Genomic DNA, 21,280 nt, shown 5'->3' with positions numbered 1-21,280 from the left:
AGCTAAGAGGAAACAAGATGGTACAGTCCACTGAAATTACTGCTAATCATGCAGGAGAGCTTCGCCCAGATTTACAGGAAAGCTTAACCCATAGCCATATTAATCCTGCTAAGTTAAGTATCTTTCAAAGGATAATTTTAACAACTGATGGCACATTAACCGAAATTTTAGAAGCCTATCTATTTGAAAAGATTAATTTAGTTAAGTTATCAGAAGGAACTGTTTTAGTCACAAATCCGGTTAAAACTTTAGAGTTAGAAGTTGGACAAGAAGTAATCGAACGAAAAGTCCTACTCCAGGGAAAGATTAGTCGCAAAAATTGGATTTATGCCGAATCCTTGATTGTGCCCGATCGCCTAGATGAAAAATATCGCGAAAGACTCTTAAAATCTCAAGAATCCATCGGTAGATTATGGCTACAGCATAAAGTAGAAACTTTCAAAGAAATCGTTGATTCATCACGGGAATTAGCGGGAGATCTAGCAGATTATTTCAAAATCAAACCAGAAGATAAATTGCTCTCTCGTACCTATCGAGCTTTCACTGATGGCAAACCCATTATGATGATCACCGAGAAATTTCCTGAGCAATATTTCTTACAAGACTTTTAAATTGAGTAATGAGTAATAAGTAATAAGTAATAAGTAATAAGTAATAAGTAATGAGTAATAAGTTAATTGCTTTTGACTTTTGACTTTTGAATTTTGACTTTTGACTTTTGATTGTTTCCTCATCCCTCATCCTTCATCCCTCATCCTTCAAACTATGTCTTACGAGCAGATTAGAACTGATCGAGTACTAGTTAATTCTTTGCCCAAAAGTGGTACTCATCTATTGGCAAAAGCAATAAAAATATTTGGGTATCACGAATACTTTACTAGTAGTGATTATGTTAATAACACACCAAAATTTCTGGGCTCCTATGAAATACGTAGGGTCTTAAAAAATCAGAACATAGCTAATAGCAAACAAGAAGAAGACTTATTAAATCTTGGGATTATATTTCCTAACCTCGTACCCAAGTCTAAATTGGAATATTGGTTACAATGCCTTCCCAAAAGCCAATATATTAACGGACATATTCCCTATACTCCTGAACTGAATCAGGTTCTGAATAGTTTAAATTATCACCATGTCTGTATAATTCGCGACCCCAGGGCCGTCACAGTTTCTCGACTAAAATTTATTTTCAATTCCGAATCGGCAAAAGACATTTTGCCTCAAGGAATTCCCTTGAGGGCTGATCTAGAATCAATGTCTACCACCGAGAGAATTAACTTTCTACTCGAAGGAGGTCATGGGGAAAAATCTGGTCTGACAATTTATAATTTTGCCCAAATCTATCGCTCAATTTTGGACTGGGGCAAAGATCCCAACTGTCTCTTGGTAAAATTTGAGGATCTTATTGGGGAGCAGGGTGGTGGCAATAGCCAAAAACAAACAGAAACCCTCAGAAATTTGGCAGCTCATCTTAATATCCCTTGGGACGAGTCAATTGCTCGTCAAACCAAAAATGTTTACGATCCCAAAACTCGCACTTTTAGAGTTGGCAATATTCATTCTTGGAAAAATTCTTTAGAGCCAGAAGATCTCGCAAGGTTAACAGAATATTGTGAGCCTCTATGTCAAGAGGCAGGATATGAGGTTTAAAGGATGAGGGATGAATTATTATAGGAAAATTAATCAATTTATCTTGATCGTTGATTCTGTTTTTTTGAGTCTGTCTTCTTGTCGCTTCCAAACTTCTTTAATCTAATGCCATGAGAAACACCTAACAAACTAAGGGAAAGCAAAATTCCTAACGTGGGCGAAAATTTAAAAGGTACGGCTGCTGCGGTAAAGCCCGAGCTCAAATAAAACTCTTCATCCTTAGCACCTTGATCTTGTATTTGTGTAGAAATACTATATTGGAAGTTTCCTGGGTCTTCGCCATTATAAGCAGCAATAAAGTCAAAACCAAAATCCACTCGGAATTTTGCGTCATCGGTGTTACTTCCTAAGCTCTCAGCCACAATGGTGTCGTCTACAAAGGGATCACTACCCGAACCTGGGTTTAAACTAAATACCTTATCAGATTGGTTGGGTATTTGGAATGCCATAGTTAAGCGCTCAATATGGATACTGCTTCCACTTCCAGGCTCATTTATTCCTAAACCAAATACTAAAACATTTGTTGACGTAATTCCATCGTTATTTAAGGTGTTTATAAAGTTGTCTATTGTGACAGTATTTGAGTCATTAACGTTATCACTATCATTCAAAACGGTAAATGTCTCTCCTGCGTTTCCACTTATTATGCTTACTGAAGTGAATCCATCTGAACCAGAATCAACACCAAGATCTGCATTTACACCATCTATAAATTCAGTAGACCCATTGGGAGGATCAGCCAAAACTAGTTGAGCTGCATAGGCTTTTTTAACAGATACTCCAATTAACCCTAAACATCCGAAGAGCAATCCGAATCCTTTAAAGGTGATAACTTTTTTTGAGTTTATAAGGCCATTCATAAGTATATTAGGGATACTATCAAAAATAAGTTCATCATATGCTGACTTTACATAATCGTGTAGAGCTACTCTAAGCTCTAATGCTCCTTAATCCTCAATAGATGATTATCGGCTATTGTGCTTTTGAAACTCTTGTGACGGAAAACTTTTGAATTGTGACTTCCTCGTCAGAGGCTTATTCCTTCCGCGCGGCGGCACTAGTCAAGCCGTCTCAGAATTAGATTATTTTGTTCGCTAATAGTTGCTTGCCAACCTAATTCAATAATATTTGTTCCTGTCGCCTCAACAATAATTGCTGGAGAATTAATAATAGTTCCTGCTGGCAAATCTTCTCTTTGATAAACTTTTGCTTCATGCCAAGCATTACTCGTGTAAATATTAACTTTAGCAGTAGGCTTGGCATCCTTAATTATGCTCAAACTTGGCGATTTGTGACTCTCCATCGGTTGATAGGTAGGGCAAATTAATTCAACAGAGACCGTTTCGATAATTAAATCTTTTTCAACAATAAAACCATAACTTTGTCGATGCAAATCTTCAAATTGCTGTTTCATGGTTGCGATATCATTAAAATCAACAATTAAGCTAAAATCTGTTCCTTGATATTTCAGATGGACTTTATAAATAATTTTAGGCTCTAAGCGCGCCGCGAAGCGGATCTCTTCGAGATCGCGATAACTTTGCTGCTCTAGTTCTTGTTGTGCTTTTATAACTAATTCAGTAAATAGAGATTTAATCATCAGAAAAGAATTATGATCTAATAACTTTTCGACAGATTTTTCTTTAATAACTATAATCTCTGCCAAGCCAATACCATAAGCCGATAGCACTCCAGCATAGGGATGAATAAATATTTGTTTGATGCCCAAAGCATCAGCAATTAGGCAAGCATGTTGTCCCCCTGCCCCACCAAAACAACATAAAGTATAGTCGGTAACATCGTAACCTTTTTGGAGAGAAATCTTTTTAATTGCATTGGCCATATTATTGACTGCGATCGCGAGAAAACCAGCCGCAATTTCTTCAGGACTTTTACTATGATTAATTTCCTTTGATAGCTTGTGAAATTTCTGAGTGACTATTGCCTTATCCAAAGGTCGATCGGCATTTTCCCCAAAAACCTGCGGAAAAAATTCCGGTTGCAACTTGCCCACCATCACATTGCAGTCCGTAATCGTCAGCTCCCCACCTCTGCCATAACAGGCCGCGCCAGGATTTGCCCCCGCAGAATCGGGCCCGACTAAATAGCGACTGCCATCAAAATGGAGAATCGAACTGCCTCCTGCAGCCACTGTATGAATCGACATCATCGGCGATCGCAATCTCACTCCCGCAACCTCAGTTTCAAAGCTGCGCTCATATTCTCCTGCATAATGGCTGACATCTGTAGAAGTGCCCCCCATATCAAAGCCAATAATTTTCTGGATTCCCGCAGCAGCACAAGTTTTAACAGCCCCTACGATTCCCCCAGCAGGCCCGGAAAGAATACTGTCTTTACCCTGAAATAAATCTGCATCCACCAATCCACCATTGGATTGCATAAACATAAGTTGAGTCCCAGGGTTTTCCTGTTCGGCAAATAAATAACCTTTAAATTGATTCACATAGCGACGCAAAATCGGCGATAGATAAGCATCAACTACGGTGGTATCTCCTCGACTGACAAATTTGATTAGAGGGCTAACTTGATGTGAAACCGAGATTTGAGTAAATCCAATTTCTTCGGCGATCGCGGCTACTTCTAGTTCATGATTGGGATAATTATAGGAATGCATTAACAAAATCGCACAACTGCGAATACCCAGATCAAAGGCTGCTTGTAAATCTGCTCTGGCTTGTTGGAGATTCACTGGTTGCAACTCTTCTCCAGTTGCGGTGTAGCGTTCAGCTATTTCGACAACTTCTTCGTAGAGCATTTCTGGTAAGACAATCTGCAAGGCAAAAATATCAGGGCGATTTTGATAGCCAATTCGGAGTGCGTCTTTAAAACCTTGGGTAATTGCTAAAACAACGCGATCGCCTTTTCTCTCTAATAAGGCATTCGTTGCCACAGTTGTACCCATTTTGACAACTTCAATCATGTTCGTGGGAATTGGTTGGTCTTGAGTAATCCCTAGAATATTTCGAATACCCTGGATCGGTGCATCAGGATATTGTTCAGGATTTTCTGATAACAACTTATGTAGAATAATTTCGCCGTCAGGAGATTTGCCAATGACATCGGTAAATGTGCCCCCGCGATCGATCCAAAATTGCCAGCCTGATGAAGAGTTACTAATACTTGAATTATTCACTACAGGTAACTATTCTCCCTAATTCCCTATTGCCCCAATTCCCCATAACTTATCAAACCTATCAGAACTTTTTTGAAGAACTACTAGTGGACGCGGGCGTAAATAAGCTATCTATCAACGAAGGGCAAAAAACTGATGTATCAAGACTTATTACTTATTACTTATTACTTATTACTTCCGCGCAGCGGCACTAGCTTAATATTTTTCCTATTGTGTGAGGCAGTTTTCTAGTTTCTTCCTGATATGTTAATTGCAATAGTTGCTGTCCCATTTCCATAATGCGATCGCGATCAAATCTAGTTATACCAAATTAAATAATGTTCACGACAGATCATGGTGGTAGGGGCGAATGGCCATTCGCCCCTACAGAATTATGTGTTCTATTTCTATTTTAAATTGGTATTACTAATTGTTCTACAGAGTAAATCCCCCCAAAAGCTTCTTTGACTGCTTCTAAGTTGGCTAACTCTATTGCTTCTTCTAAGTAAATATTCTAATCCTCTAGTTCATCAATAAGCGCGATCGCATCGATAGTATTCCCAGCAATTAGCAATTGTCTCAATTGTGCGAGTTCTTCCATTAATTAAATACCTCAGAACTCTATGCTAAAACAAATACAGCGATTTATTCCTACTTTTCGACGAATAGAAAACAATCAATTATCAATTAGAAGCCATAATTTTGGGTACCCGAAAATAATCATCCTCTTGTTCTGGTGCCGAATCCAAAAGAGCTTGTTTATCGGGAAAAGGTTTTAAGGTGTCGGTGCGGGTAATATTACTAGTCTCGATCGCCCTAGTAGTGGGAGCCACATCTTCAGTATCCAATTCGCTCAACTGATCAAAATAATCCAAGATACTGTTCAGTTGAGTAGTAAACTGCTCCTCCTCTTCGGAAGTAATATCCAATCTAGCTAAATTAGCAACTTTTTTAACTTCTTCGCGATCAATCATACAATTTTAGGTGTTAGGTATTAGGTTTTAGGTGTTAGGTGTTAGGTGTTAACACAAGAATAGTTAAAGGAGAGCTAAGTTTTGACCATCTGCCCTTGCGTAGCTCTACCCGAAGGGTCTCTTCTGCCATCTGCCATCTGCCATCTGCCTTCAAGGGCGCAGCCCGTCAAAAGAAGACATCCATTTCCGATCTTCCAGTATTCCGTAGCCAGTTCTGTGCTTCTAAATAATTGTTAGGTGCGATACGAACTGCTTGCTTCCAATATTCTGCCGCTTTATCGTAAAACGCTTCTGCTTTTTCGTCCTCCCCTGCTTCTTTTGCCTGCTCTCCCTGATAATGATACAGAACAGCAATATTATTGAGGGCTTGAGGCATTCTCGGATTTAGCTCAATAGATTCTTCATAAAAAGCTATGCCTTTGTCCAAATCACCATTACTGGCATGAATTAGACCCATATTATAGAGAATATAACTGCGATCGTTGGGGTCTTCTTCTAATGTAAGAGCTTCTTCATAATTGTCTAAGGCTTCAGCATATTCCCCATCTCCTTGTGCGGACATCCCATCACGGTAATAGGCAAAGGCTTCTTTGGCCTTTTTGCTGGTAGGCAGCGCTTTTAAAATAATGTCTGCCATTACAGTAAATGTCTTGTCAATAAAATTATCGTTTCTTTGAGTACGAGGCATAGCTATTGATTAGAGAAGATTTCCTATTGCTAGATTCTAGCGTTTTTATGCTGTTTTCCTGTATTAAATTTTGTCTAGCAATGTTCAGATTTATGCTTAATTTAAAGATTTATTCGTAAAATGTTATGAATTCCTGACATTATTTCCAAAAGAAAGCACCAAGAAAATGCCAAATGTTAATATTTCATGACATAGCGATCCCTGAAAACCTCAGTAATCCGTAAAGCATCTATTATCACTAGGAGATCGACTTGATTTAGCAAGAAAAATACGTTTAGATGAACACAGTTATAAAAAACGCAGATAACTAATAACAATATAAAAGACTACTTTAGTATGACAAACCAAATAATCTGTCCTGCTTTCATAGTCATAAGGCTGCCAACCCCCAGTAACCGCCAATAGAAATCGGAGGCTGTTGATAAATGGCAAAAGAACGTCCCCCCTTAGAGGAAATGACACTTCGGCAACTTCGCAAAGTTGCTAGTGAATACAACGTTTCCCGATACAGTCGGATGCGCAAAGCGCAATTACTGACTTCCATAAAAGAAGCAATGAAAAAAGTAGAAACAGAAAAATCAGATCAAGGTTCGTCACTTAACCAGGAGGAACAACAAGTGAAATCTACCAAATTTGAAGTTGGACAAGAGACTCCCGAAGCTAATGATCTATCTTCTGTAGATCAAGATTTAGGAGAATTACCCGCAGGATATGGTCAAAGCCGCATCGTCCTATTGCCAAGAGATCCTCAATGGGCATATTGCTACTGGGATGTCCCCAATGAGCATAAAGAGGAATTTCGTCGTCAGGGCGGTCAGCAACTAGCTCTTCGTCTTTATGACATCACTGATATCAATCTTGACTATCAAGCACCTCATAATATTCAAGAATATCTATGTGATGAAATGGCACGGGAATGGTATTTACCTCTTCCTGTCAGCGATCGCGACTACATCGTAGATATTGGTTACCGTTGTGGTGATGGTCGGTGGATGAGTCTTGCTCGCTCTGCTGCGGTACGAGTTCCCCCTGTATATCCTTCTGACTGGATTGAAGATAACTTTGTTACTGTTGGCTGGGAACAAGAACTAAAAGGAAAGAACGTATTTACCCTTGTTCCTCCCAGCAAGAAGCCCGCTCCTACGACCTCTGCTTCTGATAGTGCTATTTACGATCAGATCTTTGGCATGGCAGAATCGGCCGAGTCAATGCGTGTTGCTGGTTCTGGTGTTGGGCAAGAAGCTCTTAGCTCCTATGTCTTCCCTTCAGGAGTTGGTAAATGGGCAATTCCTACTCCCTCGGGCATCAATATGTCTGGTGTGGGCATGAATGTTTCCGGTTTATCCTCAATTCCTCCAGCTCGTCCTCGCAAATTCTGGTTGGTTGCAGATGCGGAATTGATTGTTTACGGTGCAACTGAACCTGATGCAACTGTTACAATTGGCGATCGCAAAATTGAGTTGAGTCCTGATGGAACATTCCGCTTCCAGATGTCTTTCCAAGATGGAGTCATCGACTATCCTATCGTTGCTGTTGCTTCTGATGGAGAGCAAACTCGTTCAGTTCACATGAACTTTGAACGTGAAACTCCTTCTCGTAATACTAATACGAAGGAAGAAGCTGTTGAAGAATGGTTTGCTTAAGAATTGAAAATTGACGAGCGACCCCGCGGAATTTTTACTTGCAAAGCTCTACCCGAAGGGTCTCCGCAAGGGAACGCGCGAGTTTGAAAATTAATCAACTCTAATTTTTAATTGCTGACCAATTAATTTTATGATGACCTCTAGTAGAGACACTAGGGGTTGTTTTTTATTCTTTTCTGCCTTCTGCCCTCTGCCCTCTGCCTTCTGCCTTCTGATATGACTTCTTCAAACTTGACAAAGTACAATACCAAACCATTTTTTTTGATCACTCCAAGATTTGATGTGTTTTAACCCCATTGTGGTTAAATATTGCTGCATATGTTCAAGATTGAACTTACGGGAAATCTCTGTTCTAATACTTGTTCCCAATTTAAAATCAACAGTCAAATCAAGATTTTTAAAATCAATAGCATGATTTTCTTGGCAATGTAAATGCATTTCTATTTGATGCTTTGATATATTATAAATTGCCTGGTGTTTAAACAATTCTAAATTGAAATTACTCCCAAAACGCCAGTTCAAATGACTCAACATATTCAGATTAAAAGCCGCTGTTATTCCTTGGGCATCATTGTAAGCCGCCTCAAGAATGTCTACTGGTTTTTGTAAATCTATCCCCAATAAAAAGTAATCTCCAGGATTGAGAACTTTTGCTATTTGCGCAAAAAAGCGATCGCATTCTTGAGGTGTAAAATTTCCCAAACTACTGCCCAAAAAGAAAACCATTCTCCTCGATAATATAGAAGGAGGCAAATTATTTAATGCTTGTTGGTAAGTCCCAACTTGACCTCTAATTTTTAAACTTTCATAGTCCTGCAATAATTGCTCGGCACTTGCTTCTAAAATACTGCCACTAACATCAATAGGAATATAATGCGTGGGATATCGACTATTTTGGTAAGCATCTAATAACAAACGAGTTTTAGTAGAACTACCACTACCCAATTCAACTAAATCGCAAGGTGCTGTTGTATTAGCAATTTCTGTGGCATATTGCTCTAAAATATCAGCCTCGGTACGAGTCGGATAATATTCTGGTAATTCACAAATCTTTTCGAATAATTGTGAACCTTTCGCGTCATAAAAATAACGAGCCGGTAGAGTTTTCTGGGGCTGAGTTAAACCTTGAATAATATCTTGTCCATCATCAGAGCTATTAACTAGATTAGGTTTACTTAAATAATTAATTTCTAAGCGTTCTTTAATGTCTTTAATATTGGGACATTCCTGTTTTCTATTGATTGACAACTCAGAAACCATGAAAATTTATTACTCCAAATAATTAACTTACTTACTGTGATACGGGCGGATAGCCATTCGCCCCTACGTGATATCTCGTGCGATTCTAAAACCAACATGTTGATAGAAATAAGGACGGAACCAGTTACGACAAGAAGCCGAAGCATAAGCGCCCATACTTGCCCAGGAACCACCCACAATTAGATGATGTTTATCATCAAAAAATGGTGCTGAATAATCCTCATAAAGATAGTGAGGTTGAAATCCTGGTAAACCATGAAACTTATCTCCCAACCATTGCCAAACATTGCCCCGCAGGTCACAAATACCAAAATTATGATTGCTTTGGTCTGCCGCTCCCACAGGAGAAGGGGAAAAATATTTTAAATTGAGATTATACTCTTGAGTACTATCAAGTTGTTGTGCTTGTAATGAATCTACTAACAATTTCCATTCCGCTTCTGTTAGAAGACGAGTGCCCTCTCCCCGCCAACGGCAATAGGCCATTGCTTCGTAATGATTGACTTCCACCGGAAAATCTAGGGGCAAGTCAATTTCTTCAAATACAGTGCGATACTTGTAGCCATTATTAGTAGGAATCCAAAATTTAGGATGTTGAACCTGGAATTTTTGCTGCCAAGCCCAAGATTCTCTGTCCCAAAGTTCAGATTTGTTGTAGCTATCATCTCGGACGAATTCTAAAAATTCTTGATTGCTAATCAAATACTTGCTAACAAGAAAAGGTTTGACAACCACTGGGAGATTCCCATAATCACTGTCCCAACCATAGGTGTCAGAGTTCTTGGCTTTACCAAGATTAACCGCTCCCCCTGGTATTTCCTGCAACTTATTGTTAGGTGGGTTTCCGTTGCTAACCGCATAATTCCATTCTTGTGGTCTTTGTAATTGCTCTGGAGACAACTGGCGAATTAACATCGAAGAGGTTTCAAAGTGGATCAAACTATGTTCGATCGCCATTAACAATGCCCAAAGAGGATCTTTTTGCTTGATAGGGAGGGCTATCTCAGCTTGATTAATAACTTGAGTAATTGCTGTATACGCTCGATCTCGATATTGCCAGACCTTTGACAGATCTGGCCAGCTAATTTCTTTGACTGCTAGATCTAATTCTTCAGCTGATTCGGGATCGACCCCAATTTCGAAAAGAGTTTCAAAATAGTCATTAATCCGTTTTTCCAGTAAACCGACACGAATCAACTTATTGATATAAAATACTGCGGAGTGACCAAGATAAAAAATCAGGCGGTTTCTTAAGGGATCAGGACTGAGGTGGAAGGCATCTTGGCTAATGACACTGCGCAAGAGAGTTTCTTCTAATTCCCAAGAACGTTGAAAATAGTCTAGTAGATAATCTTTACTACAGTTATTAAGCGTCGGAGGATAAGTAATTGTACTCATTAATTTTGCTCGGTCTGAAACCGTTTCTTGAGGGAAGATGGGAGGACAACTTGACTTATTTTTTGTTTACAAATAGCAATCTTTCTTCATAATAAAACAAAATAATATAATAAAGTTAACAATTAAGCCTTTGGCGGTAAACCCTATCAAGATTAAGGAATAGAGAAACACGCTTATTTTCTCTGCCGATTTAGGACAAAAACACTCAATTCAATTAGAATAATGCAAATTACCCCTGACCTGATTCCCCATGGCTATGAAATTATCACAGAATTGGGTCGCAATCGAGAAGGAGGTCGAATTACTTGGAAGGGGAGAAACCTAGATAGCGATCGCTTGGTGGTAATTAAACAATTTTGTTTTGCGACTGCCGATTCTAGTTGGTCTGGCTATAAGTCCTATCAAAGGGAAATTGAACTACTACAAAATCTTCATCATCCGGGAATACCAAAATATCTCGATAGCTTGGAAACGGATAATGGGTTTTGCTTGATTCAAGAATATATTGAGGCTATCCCTTTAGCAGAATTGGCAAATATTACGCTGGAAAAAGTGCAAATAATTACGATTAGAATTTTAGAAATTTTGGTCTATTTGCAGGAACGGGAAGATTTTGTCTTGCATCGCGATCTCAAACCAGAAAATATTTTAGTAGATAAGGAGTTTAAACCCTATTTAATTGACTTTGGCTTAGCAAAAATTGGTGATCAAGATAATAGCGCTAGTAGCATTATTCAAGGAACCCCAGGATTCATGGCTCCCGAACAGGCGATCGCACCAGTGAAAGCATCCGATCTCTATGGTTTGGGCGTGACTATTATTTGTCTATTGACTCAGAAAAAATCTTCCGAGATCCTCAGCCTAGCCACAGCAGAAAATCCTTATCAACTAGAATTTAAACCATTATTATCACAATTAGATTCTGGATTCCTCGCTTGGCTAAGTAAAATGGTGCAGCCCCAAGTCAAAAAAAGGTTTCCCGATGCGGCAACTGCCTTGAAAAAACTTCAGGAGTTAACTTGGGATTGGCAAAATCTAGCTATTAGCAATGCCGATGATTTGGCGATCGAGTCAGAATTAGTAGCACCAGACTCTAGAGATAGAATTAATCAACTTGCTAATTTAGGTTCTAAGATACCCCTAAGTCCTTTTGCCATCGGGACAATTAGTTTGGGAGTTTTGGTTACAGCCATTACTGTGGGCTTTGAGATTAGCGATCGCGTGACGGAGAAAAATTTATTTAATCTAACAATTGCTGCGATCGGGATAGTCATAATTTATATCAGTCAATCAGCAGCGGCAGTTTCCTTTAATATGGAGCAAAGAGGAAACAAAGAAGCCATTGCCTTTGCGATCGCATTTCCCCTGGTATTAGTTGCGGTCTCAGGAGTACTTTTGGGATGGGGCGAAGCAGTTGCCATGACCATCTCAGTCGCGATCGCGATCGCCTTAAATTTAGGTTACGTATTATTGCAAACCATATCGTTTCAATTCAAAAATCATAAGTTAGCAGCCATTGGTTTAGTAATTGCTATATTTTCGGGATTACTATTTGGCAATATAATTACACCATAGCAAAAACAATTAAAACAAATATTTTTAACAATCTAGAAATTGGTGGAGGACAATCAAGTTGAACGAACTTAAAACAGCCTTACAATTAGCCACTCCAGAAGAATTAGAACAAATAACCCATATTCTATTTGAGCGTCGGTTTAATCCTCTAGATTATTGGCAAACTCCCGAACCGCTAGAAGTTCAAAGTCAAAATTGGCACGATTGGATTGATTCGTTGGATCAACGCTTTCGTTATTTGGCTGCTGATGGCATGACCGTTTTGCGAGGAGACTCTCAGCAATTGTCCTACAGAGAAATTTTGATGCAGGTTTGTCTTTATCTAAAAATTCCCTATTCCCAAGACATGAAGACTATCGACATCGAAGCTGAAATATTTCTGAATTTGGTCGGCAAAGCTTGGCAAAAATTACCTCGGAAAGAAAAAAGATCTCTCACAGCGAAAATCAACCAGTCACTGAGCCAATCGGAGCCTCCCGAGACATTACCAATTAGTCTGCAACATGATCCCCTAAAAGTTTTGCTTCAAGGAAGTAGCATTGTTGCGATTAGCTCGATACTTAAGCCTTGGTTACTCAAACATATTGCCAAACAATTTGCGCTTCATTTTGCCAAGTACCAAGCAGCTAGAACTGCACTCATCAAAGGTGGTACCACAACAGCCTTAACTTTACAAAGCAAATTTTTAATGCAAGGGGCGAAAAAAGGCATGGCCGTCACCGCCGCTCGTTATGGCGCAGTAAGAACCGTATTTAGTCTGATCGGACCAGCAATGTGGGGTTGGTTTATCGCAGATTTGGGTTGGAAAACAATCTCTACCAACTACAGTCGTATTGTGCCGACTATTTTTACTGTGGCGCAAATTCGGCTAACAAGAGGTGAATATTTAACTCTTGCTGCCAGCTGAAAATATAGCAATACTTTAATTAGCTTAAAAGAGAAATTACGATCTACCTCTTCTATACAGTAATAAGGGTTGAACATCATAATCTGAGGAGAATTTAGTTTGCGTTGAATATTATATATTTCGAGATTGTTTTAAAGTTTGCCAAGTCATGTTGATAAAGTTCTTCTTGCCTTAGAGATGAGAATTACGTTAAATTTAATTAAGTAAGTATAAATCGAGCTACAAACAGCTTGACAAAAACTGACTTATTCATTAGACATCTCACCAGAGAAAATCTAATGAACTATATTATCGCTAATCAAAATAGTTTTAAAAATATTCAATTTCCCCAATATCCAAATTTCGGTAAAACCTAACCTATGAAAAAATTTTCTTGGAGAATCTTAGTACTCTGGACTCTACCTATCTTGATTGTAGGGTTCTTTTTATTGCAAGGGACGATATCGCCCAATACCAACGTTATAGGTGGTAACACAGCAAGTACTCGAATGACCTATGGTCGCTTTCTTGACTACCTGAGTTCGGGTAAAGTTTCTAGTGTTGAGTTGTACGATAACGGCAGAACTGCGATCGTTCAGGCATTAGATCCTCAGATTGATCAAAGACTACAGAGTCTAAGAGTTGACTTACCTGCCAACTCTCCAGAATTAATCACAAAGCTCAGAGAAGCAGATATCAGATTTGATTACCATCCTGCCTCTAATAGTGGTGCTTGGTGGGGTCTTTTAGGAAACTTGCTATTCCCTATACTTCTAATTGGTGCTTTGTTCTTTCTGTTCCGTCGCTCCAACAATATGCCTGGAGGCCCTGGTCAAGCCATGAACTTCGGCAAATCTAAAGCTCGTTTCCAAATGGATGCGAAAACTGGAGTAATGTTTGATGATGTTGCGGGCATCGAAGAAGCCAAAGAAGAATTAGAAGAGGTTGTAACTTTCCTGAAGCAACCAGAAAAATTCACAGCAGTTGGGGCAAAAATTCCTAAAGGAGTCCTATTGATTGGCCCTCCTGGAACAGGTAAAACCTTGTTGGCAAAAGCGATCGCGGGTGAAGCTGGCGTACCTTTCTTTAGTATCTCTGGTTCTGAATTTGTGGAGATGTTTGTTGGTGTGGGTGCTTCTCGGGTTCGTGACTTGTTTAAGAAAGCAAAAGAAAATGCGCCTTGCCTAATCTTTATCGATGAGATTGATGCCGTTGGCCGTCAGCGTGGTGCTGGTATTGGTGGTGGTAATGATGAGAGGGAACAAACTCTTAACCAACTACTAACTGAAATGGATGGGTTTGAAGGTAATAGTGGAATTATTATCATCGCAGCAACTAACCGTCCTGATGTACTCGATTCTGCTTTAATGCGTCCTGGCCGTTTTGACCGTCAAGTAATGGTAGATACTCCTGATATTAAGGGTCGTCTCGAAATCTTAGACGTTCATGCTCGCGATAAAAAAGTGTCTCCTGAAGTTTCTTTGGAAGTGATTGCTCGTCGGACTCCTGGTTTCTCGGGTGCTGATTTGGCTAACTTGCTTAACGAAGCGGCTATTCTGACTGCTAGAAGACGCAAGGAAGCTATTACCATGGCAGAAATTGATGATGCGGTGGATCGTGTAGTTGCTGGTATGGAAGGTACGCCTTTAGTTGATGGTAAGAGCAAACGCTTGATTGCCTATCATGAAGTGGGACATGCGATCGTGGGCACTTTAGTGAAAGAACATGATCCTGTGCAGAAGGTCACTTTGATTCCTCGGGGACAAGCTCAGGGTTTGACTTGGTTTACTCCTGATGAAGAACAAGGTCTAATCTCGCGATCGCAGCTCAAAGCTCGGATTGCTGGGGCCATGGGTGGTCGTGCTGCTGAGGAGGAAATCTTTGGTTATGACGAAGTAACAACTGGTGCTGGTGGTGACTTACAACAGGTAACCGAAATGGCACGTCAAATGGTTACTCGTTTCGGAATGAGCGATCTTGGGCCTTTATCTTTAGAAGGACAAGGAGGAGAAGTTTTCCTTGGTGGTGGTTTGATGTCTCGTTCGGAATATTCGGAAGAAGTTGCTTCTCGCATTGATGAACAAGTACGTCAAATTATTGAACATTCTCATGCTTTGGCGCGTCAGCTTGTTCGCGATAACCGTGAGGTAGTCGATCGCCTGGTTGAGTTATTGATTGAGAAAGAAACTATTAATGGTGAAGAGTTCCGCCAAATAGTTGCTGAGTACACTGAAGTACCTGAAAAGGAACAGTTTGCACCTCAGATATAGTATCTCTGTTGAATTAATTATTAAGGGGAATCATTGTTTATCGATGTCCCCTTTTTTTGTTGGTTAATTGATGGATTCCATTAAATTTTTTGTGAAGTAGACAACGCGATCTCCCTAAGCTCAAAAGTGCATTAAAATTATTATTTGACAAGGCTTTTCGAGGATATAAAGTAAATTAATTGGTCGAAAATCAAAAAATTGCCGCGAAATGTCGGTTTAAATTTTTATCCTTCAATTATAAATTAAGTACCTCAGTATAATTAATTACCTACTTTTATTTTCTAAGATTTTTGTTAGACGAGAATTATTAGGTTGAAAATATGTAATTAATTTTGTATGACTGCTTAATAAATTAAAGCAGCACTTAACAATTAGATATCCTTTTTTCCTAAATATATTAATAAGGAACTTCCAAACCAACCCAAGGTTAAAGAAAAAATATTTTGGATAATAATAATATCAACAGCTTTTTCATTATTTAAAAATAAAGCGGCGATCAAAATAATAATAAAAGAAATAATGAAAATTCCTACCAATATCCAGTTAATTACTACAAATAATTTATTATAAGCGTATTGTCTCGATAAAGAATCCATTTCTGACTCTATTATTGGTTTCCTCTGTAGATTTTTCCCAGAAAAAACACCAAATTCAGTAATTTCAAATCTGCTTGAATTATTGTCTTTATATAAGAATAGGAATTTTAAAAACTCACTAGAAGAATTAAGTGTAACACTATGTTTATTAAGAATATCTCTACCAATTAACCCATATTCTTTGGGTATAGCAACCACTTCAATATTGCAATACAAATATTTATATTGACCTTTGTCGTCAGCTATTGCAACATCAATCATATAGGTTTTTGCTGTTCGGATGTTTCCATTTGCATCTCGAACTTTTACTCGACTATAAACAAGTAATTTACCTAAATCTACAATTACAGACTCAGGGATACAGGTCATTGAGATACCAGTGTCAACGATAGCCTTTACTTGACAGCTCCGTGACGATTCTAGTGGATTAGAAAGCTTTATAGAGGCTTCTGAATCTGTTACATCTGAGTCTTGTAAGTTTCCATCATTAGACACAAAATTTTCCATTTAATTAAATCAATTTTAAGCTAACTCCAATTAATTGGTATATCTATTATTTCTCTTTCTTGATCATCAACTTTCTCAATTAATTTGTTTTTATTAGGGTATTTTAGATTAATTCTTTTAGTTAAATTATCTCTATTTTTATCACTATCAACTAACTCTCCATCTACAAAAGCTACATACTTTCCTAAATAATTCTTACGCAACTTTTGATCCATTCCATTGATAATTCTTTCATAAGCCTTAATATTGACATCATACTCTAGGTGAGTACTTTCAAAGATTGCCCCTCGCTCAAGTAAATCAAACTTCATAGATTCAGATAATCCTTTATTATTACCAAAACGAGCATTTTCTACTTTTGTATCCTTAAAATTAGTATCTCTCAAATCAGCTCCAGTTAAATTAGCAAAGCTAAGATTTGCACCACTTAAATTCGCACTACTTAGATCTACATTGGTCAAATTGGCACTAATGAGATTAGCATTCTGTAGATTAGCCCCTTGCAAATCTCCACAACTTAAATTGAGCTTATTTAAATTTCTTCCCGAAAAATCGTTTTTTGGATCTCGTCCTGACATCTTTGCCAAGTCGAAAAAATTATTTGTCCTTGCAGCATTCTGTTTAATAGCTTTTTTTATTTCATTAAGCTTATTAATTAATTGCTCGTTATTCATGACACAACTCCACTCGACTTACGTAAGGTCTTAATAGAGGCTTGATAAATTCTGAGTAAAATTCTGTTTCTAACATTCCTTTTTCTTCTAAACTCATATCTTGATCCCAAAGTCCACTAGTCTGAGTTATTCGAACATCTTTGTCTTCTACTTCAAAGGTTGCTTCTATCATACAAGACTTACTTTTCAATTCTAAAATTCCCAACTGTTCTGCTTGCAAAATACCTTCTAAAATTGCTTTCTCCGTTTTGAGTTGAAAAATCCAACTTATTTCTTCTTCTGTTCCTTTGGTATAAACTTGGTATATTTCCTCTTTAATTCTTTTTGTCTCTGTACTCGCTTTTTGATTGATAGTTGTCAAGCCAGGTTTCAGTGTATAGGCCATTGTTTTGCTTCCAGTTTCACTAATATCAGTCTGCCTTTCTACTTCAATATAAGTTTGAAATTTTGGTGTTAAACCAATAGTTTCCATCAGAATCTTGGAATTGCCAAACTTCAAATGTAGTTTTCCACTTCGGAGTCCAAATTTAACAATAGCACTACCTATTTGCAGTTTTTGTTCCCCAAAACGAATAGTTAAGTTTAATTTTATTTTGTCGGACGAATGCTTTTCAGGTTCGGATATTAGTTTCCCATGAATCTTCAAAAATAAACAGTCTGGGAATATGTTTTTATAACTTGTCGATATCATTATTTACTATATATAGTCCTAAATTACTCACTCATTAGCTTTCAAAAAACCTCTGAATTATCTAAATCATAAAATTCGTTTCACACTTTTAATAATACTTTACATGAAATATTTGAGAGATTGCTGCTCAACTCAAACTAGAGATCGCGGATTAATTTCACTATGATTAATAAATAAGTATCACTAAAAAAATCTCCCTGCCCTTTAAATAAAATGAGCACAAAACAAAAAATCTGTATTGTCGGAGGTGGCTTTGGTGGTTTGTATACAGCCCTACGCCTTCATGAGTTACCCACAGAAGTAGAAGAAAAACCAGAAATAACTCTGATTGATAAAGGCGATCGCTTTTTATTCTCGCCGCTACTATACGAACTAATCACCGAGGAACTTCAAAGTTGGGAAATTGCACCACCTTTTGAAGAGGTTTTAGCAAACACCGGAATTGTCTTTCGACAAGGGGAAGTCACCAATATAGATCTTGAGGCCAAACAAGTTACTGTAGATAACTCTTCAACTATCGACTACGACAAACTTGTGCTCTCCACAGGTGGTAAAACTCCCTTAAATATAGTTCCTGGGGCGATCGCCAATGCCATTCCCTTTCGTAGCCTTAAAGATGCCTATCGCATTATCGAAAAATTGAGACATTTGGAAGAATCTCACCAAGACATCATTCGGGTTGCCATTGTCGGTGCTGGTTACAGTGGTGTTGAATTAGCCTGCAAGGTAGCAGATCGCCTGGGTGATCAAGGTCGAGTGCGCATCATCGATCGCGGAACTCAGATTCTGGACAATGCCACGGATTTCAATCGGGAAAAAGCGTTGACAGCCTTGGAAGAGCGTCAAATTTGGATTGATTTAGAAACGGAAGTCGCCAAGGTTGAGGCGGATGAGATTGCACTCACTTTTAAAGGGGAAGTAGATACAATTCCGGTGGATTTAGTTCTCTGGACAGTGGGCAATCAAGTTTCGACCCTCACAGAAAAGTTAAATCTAGAAAAAAGCGATCGCGGATTACTTAAGCTACAAAATACCCTACAGGTTTTAAATAACGATGATGTCTATGCCTTAGGAGACATTGCGGAATGCCAAGATGAACATGGCAACATCTTGCCCGCAACAGCTCAAGTTGCCTTTCAACAATCCGACTATTGTGCTTGGAATATTTGGGCACAAATTAATCACAAACCGCTGTTGCCGTTCCGTTATCAAGCTTTAGGAGAAATGATGGCTTTAGGAGCCGATAATGCGGCTCTGAGTGGTTTAGGTTTGCAATTAGATGGTTCCCTTGCTTATATTGCTCGTCGCCTGATTTATCTTTATCGCTTACCCACTCTCAAACATCAGTTAACAGTGGGCTTAAATTGGATTACTCAACCAATTGTGGAATTGCTTTCTTAAAATTATTAGGAATTACGCACATGTTCAAAAGATAGGGTAGAGAATCTTTTAAGGATTTTTTTGAGAATATTACAATTCTGATCTGCCTACCTTATCAATGAATTTAAATCCCGTGAGTTTCTGGTGTAAACATAACTAAACGAGTTATGACTCCGTCCTGCTCAGTTCGTACAGCCACTTCCTCAGACCATTGTCTATAGCTTTTAATTAACGGATTGGTTCTATCTTTCCACTTTGGCGCAGTCGCATGAAAATGTTCGCCATCCAAGAGATTGTCTGACCATTTAGGATTTTCACCTTCGACAATCATAGCTGCTCCTAAAAACTCACCTGATGCGTCGAAAATCTCAATAAAGTCGCCACAATTATCCCATCCATCTCCTGCTATCCCAGAAATCCCTATAGCATAAGTATTATGATCTTCAATCGGAATCTCAAAAACAAAAATATGACTCAGACTATGTTGAGAAAACCATATATGCCGATCAAAAGCCTCAATCAAAACTGGGGGATATTTTGCATTAATTCGCTCAATCTCTACTGAGTCAAAGTCAGCTTCACAGCCATATTCCCCCCAATCTTCAGTAGTCACCAACTCAAGTCTCCCAATCCTCTTGTCAGGCATAAAATATTGAAAACCATCAACTAAGTATCCTTCGCATTCAATTTGATTTTCATAAAATTTCCGCACAATCTGTTTTCTGTCACTCATAACTCTCAATAAAAAAGCCAACTATATTAAAGCCAACTATATTATTAATTATCTAGGATTTTATCAAACCAAGCCTCAAATCGATCGCCTAGAGCCGCCAGAGAATATTCAGCTTCTGCTTGCTCACGACAAGCAGCACGACTGAGGCTATCAATATTCTCAATCGCAGTAACCAATCCCGGAACACTATCTGGTTCAACCAGAAAACCTGTTTTACCATCACGAACAATTTCCGATGGGCCGCCCCGGCGATAGGCAATCACTGGAACACCGCAGGCTAAAGCTTCGATCGCGACATTGCCAAACGCTTCAATCCAACGAGGTGTCATCAGTAATGCTCTAGCTTGTCCCAACTCCTGTTGTAAATCTGCTGTGTTGAGAAAACCCATATATTCTATCGGGGCATCGGGGAAATCCTGTTGAATTTGCTGCCAATATTGCTGATCCTGGATTTTGCCATAAATCTTGAGGGGAACTTTAGTAATATTTGCCGCGGCAACAGCATCTTCCAAAGCTTTTTCGGGGGCAATTCTGCCGAGCCAAGCCAAACTATCCCCAGGAGTTTCGCAAAAATCATAAAGGGCAAGATCGATCGCGCTGCTAAGAATTTCGCAAACCTCAGCAAAAGCAAAAGTCTCTGCCTGGGATTTGGTATAGACCCCAATGCGATCGGGATGGAGTTTTGCCATGCGCTCCATAATTTCATCCGCTGCCTGAGTCATCGAGCCCATACTAATAAAATGGGCGATCGGGGTTGAGAAAAAAGGGGTCAGATAAAAAGGCAGCCAGTCGAAAGCACAATTGACAATCAAATCATATTTACTTTGTACCTGCCGCGCATATTCCCACATATTCCCCAAGGTAGAATTTTCGGGCAGAATAATTGGCACATCTCTCGTTTGAGTTTGCACAGCTATTTGAGAGTTTCCTGCTATGCCTGTAACTGCAACTCCTGTTAGAAAAGAGCCTTCCGGCGCAACAACTTCTAACTGATGCCCCCTTTTTTGTAATTCCTGCGCAATATTCTGTACGGTTAGTTCTACGCCACCACCTTGTCCTGTACCCAAGGCACCAACAGGAGTTGACATTAATAATAATTTGTAATTTTGATTCATTAGACCTCTTGCAAAATAGATAAGTATTTAAATTATTGTCACAACAAGAAATTTTAAGCTGATAATGATAGTTCGTAATTGTAAATAGCGGAGAGAAGGTTACAACG

General features: G+C 38.8%; 17 protein-coding genes and 1 pseudogene. 7 read left to right on the top strand and 11 right to left on the bottom strand.

The features are described 5' to 3' along the window. Positions 1–17: 17 nt before the first annotated feature. Together XEN7305_RS08170 and XEN7305_RS08165 are read left to right on the top strand one after the other, a co-directional pair. Complete coding sequence (locus tag XEN7305_RS08170; RefSeq protein ID WP_006508918.1) at positions 18–611, top strand: chorismate pyruvate-lyase family protein; 594 nt, start codon at positions 18–20, stop codon at positions 609–611. Between the two features lie 154 nt (positions 612–765). After that, positions 766–1,650 (top strand): sulfotransferase domain-containing protein, encoded by an 885-nt coding sequence (locus XEN7305_RS08165; protein ID WP_006508917.1) that lies wholly within the window; start codon positions 766–768, stop codon positions 1,648–1,650. A 38-nt stretch (positions 1,651–1,688) separates the two neighbouring features. On the opposite strand, the gene XEN7305_RS08160 is transcribed toward XEN7305_RS08165, so the two are convergent. The 4 genes and pseudogenes from XEN7305_RS08160 to XEN7305_RS08145 all read right to left on the bottom strand — a co-directional run bounded on the left by XEN7305_RS08160 (position 1,689) and on the right by XEN7305_RS08145 (position 6,445). After that, complete coding sequence (locus XEN7305_RS08160; RefSeq protein ID WP_006508916.1) at positions 1,689–2,510, bottom strand: hypothetical protein; 822 nt, start codon at positions 2,508–2,510, stop codon at positions 1,689–1,691. A 206-nt stretch (positions 2,511–2,716) separates the two neighbouring features. Next, positions 2,717–4,789 (bottom strand): annotated as a pseudogene (locus XEN7305_RS08155) (hydantoinase/oxoprolinase family protein); the annotation flags it as partial. A gap of 677 nt (positions 4,790–5,466) precedes the next feature. Next, on the bottom strand, positions 5,467–5,757 hold the full coding sequence (gene gatC, locus XEN7305_RS08150) for an Asp-tRNA(Asn)/Glu-tRNA(Gln) amidotransferase subunit GatC (protein ID WP_006508914.1): 291 nt from the start codon (positions 5,755–5,757) through the stop codon (positions 5,467–5,469). A 166-nt stretch (positions 5,758–5,923) separates the two neighbouring features. Continuing rightward, a complete protein-coding gene (locus tag XEN7305_RS08145; RefSeq protein WP_006508913.1) occupies positions 5,924–6,445 on the bottom strand; it encodes a photosystem I assembly protein Ycf3 in 522 nt (173 codons plus the stop codon). A 425-nt stretch (positions 6,446–6,870) separates the two neighbouring features. Between XEN7305_RS08145 and XEN7305_RS08140 the strand changes: the two genes are divergently transcribed. Continuing rightward, complete coding sequence (locus XEN7305_RS08140; RefSeq protein ID WP_006508912.1) at positions 6,871–8,088, top strand: DUF4912 domain-containing protein; 1,218 nt, start codon at positions 6,871–6,873, stop codon at positions 8,086–8,088. 225 nt (positions 8,089–8,313) lie between these two features. On the opposite strand, the gene egtD is transcribed toward XEN7305_RS08140, so the two are convergent. Both egtD and ovoA read right to left on the bottom strand, forming a co-directional pair. Beyond that, a complete protein-coding gene (gene egtD / locus XEN7305_RS08135) occupies positions 8,314–9,348 on the bottom strand; it encodes an L-histidine N(alpha)-methyltransferase (protein WP_006508911.1) in 1,035 nt (344 codons plus the stop codon). Positions 9,349–9,411: 63 nt separating this feature from the next. Continuing rightward, the gene (ovoA, locus tag XEN7305_RS08130) at positions 9,412–10,746 is read right to left on the bottom strand and encodes a 5-histidylcysteine sulfoxide synthase (protein ID WP_006508910.1); all 1,335 of its coding nucleotides are present in this window, start codon (positions 10,744–10,746) and stop codon (positions 9,412–9,414) included. Positions 10,747–10,968: 222 nt separating this feature from the next. Between ovoA and XEN7305_RS26520 the strand changes: the two genes are divergently transcribed. The 3 genes from XEN7305_RS26520 (at position 10,969) to ftsH2 (ending at position 15,477) form a co-directional block, all read left to right on the top strand. Beyond that, positions 10,969–12,321, top strand: coding sequence for a serine/threonine-protein kinase (locus tag XEN7305_RS26520; protein ID WP_006508909.1), 1,353 nt, complete (start codon positions 10,969–10,971; stop codon positions 12,319–12,321). 58 nt (positions 12,322–12,379) lie between these two features. Next, on the top strand, positions 12,380–13,228 hold the full coding sequence (locus tag XEN7305_RS08120) for a YaaW family protein (RefSeq protein WP_006508908.1): 849 nt from the start codon (positions 12,380–12,382) through the stop codon (positions 13,226–13,228). A 359-nt stretch (positions 13,229–13,587) separates the two neighbouring features. Next, a complete protein-coding gene (ftsH2, locus tag XEN7305_RS08115) occupies positions 13,588–15,477 on the top strand; it encodes an ATP-dependent zinc metalloprotease FtsH2 (protein ID WP_006508907.1) in 1,890 nt (629 codons plus the stop codon). Between the two features lie 371 nt (positions 15,478–15,848). On the opposite strand, the gene XEN7305_RS08110 is transcribed toward ftsH2, so the two are convergent. Genes XEN7305_RS08110 through XEN7305_RS08100 form a run of 3 tightly spaced genes read right to left on the bottom strand, consistent with a single transcriptional unit; the run spans position 15,849 to position 17,726 of the window. After that, positions 15,849–16,580: a retropepsin-like aspartic protease gene (locus XEN7305_RS08110; RefSeq protein WP_006508906.1), complete on the bottom strand. Its 732-nt coding sequence runs from the start codon at positions 16,578–16,580 to the stop codon at positions 15,849–15,851. Between the two features lie 20 nt (positions 16,581–16,600). Next, positions 16,601–17,254 (bottom strand): pentapeptide repeat-containing protein, encoded by a 654-nt coding sequence (locus XEN7305_RS08105; protein ID WP_006508905.1) that lies wholly within the window; start codon positions 17,252–17,254, stop codon positions 16,601–16,603. Then, positions 17,247–17,726 carry a hypothetical protein gene (locus tag XEN7305_RS08100; protein WP_144053219.1) on the bottom strand — a complete coding sequence of 160 codons (480 nt, stop codon included), beginning with the start codon at positions 17,724–17,726 and terminating at the stop codon, positions 17,247–17,249. Before XEN7305_RS08100 ends, XEN7305_RS08105 begins: the two co-directional genes overlap by 8 nt. A gap of 432 nt (positions 17,727–18,158) precedes the next feature. Here XEN7305_RS08100 and XEN7305_RS08095 point away from each other — a divergent pair, with 432 nt between their 5' ends. Further along, positions 18,159–19,346, top strand: coding sequence for an NAD(P)/FAD-dependent oxidoreductase (locus XEN7305_RS08095; RefSeq protein WP_006508903.1), 1,188 nt, complete (start codon positions 18,159–18,161; stop codon positions 19,344–19,346). Positions 19,347–19,449: 103 nt separating this feature from the next. On the opposite strand, the gene XEN7305_RS08090 is transcribed toward XEN7305_RS08095, so the two are convergent. Further along, positions 19,450–20,058, bottom strand: coding sequence for a hypothetical protein (locus XEN7305_RS08090; protein WP_006508902.1), 609 nt, complete (start codon positions 20,056–20,058; stop codon positions 19,450–19,452). 44 nt (positions 20,059–20,102) lie between these two features. After that, positions 20,103–21,173, bottom strand: coding sequence for a glycosyltransferase family 4 protein (locus XEN7305_RS08085; RefSeq protein ID WP_006508901.1), 1,071 nt, complete (start codon positions 21,171–21,173; stop codon positions 20,103–20,105). Positions 21,174–21,280 lie beyond the last annotated feature (107 nt).

Origin of the sequence: Xenococcus sp. PCC 7305, from assembly GCF_000332055.1 — a bacterium.
Classification (GTDB): domain Bacteria; phylum Cyanobacteriota; class Cyanobacteriia; order Cyanobacteriales; family Xenococcaceae; genus Xenococcus.
The sequence above is the reverse complement of the archived record's forward strand: the minus strand, read 5'-3'. Positions and strand labels throughout refer to the sequence as shown.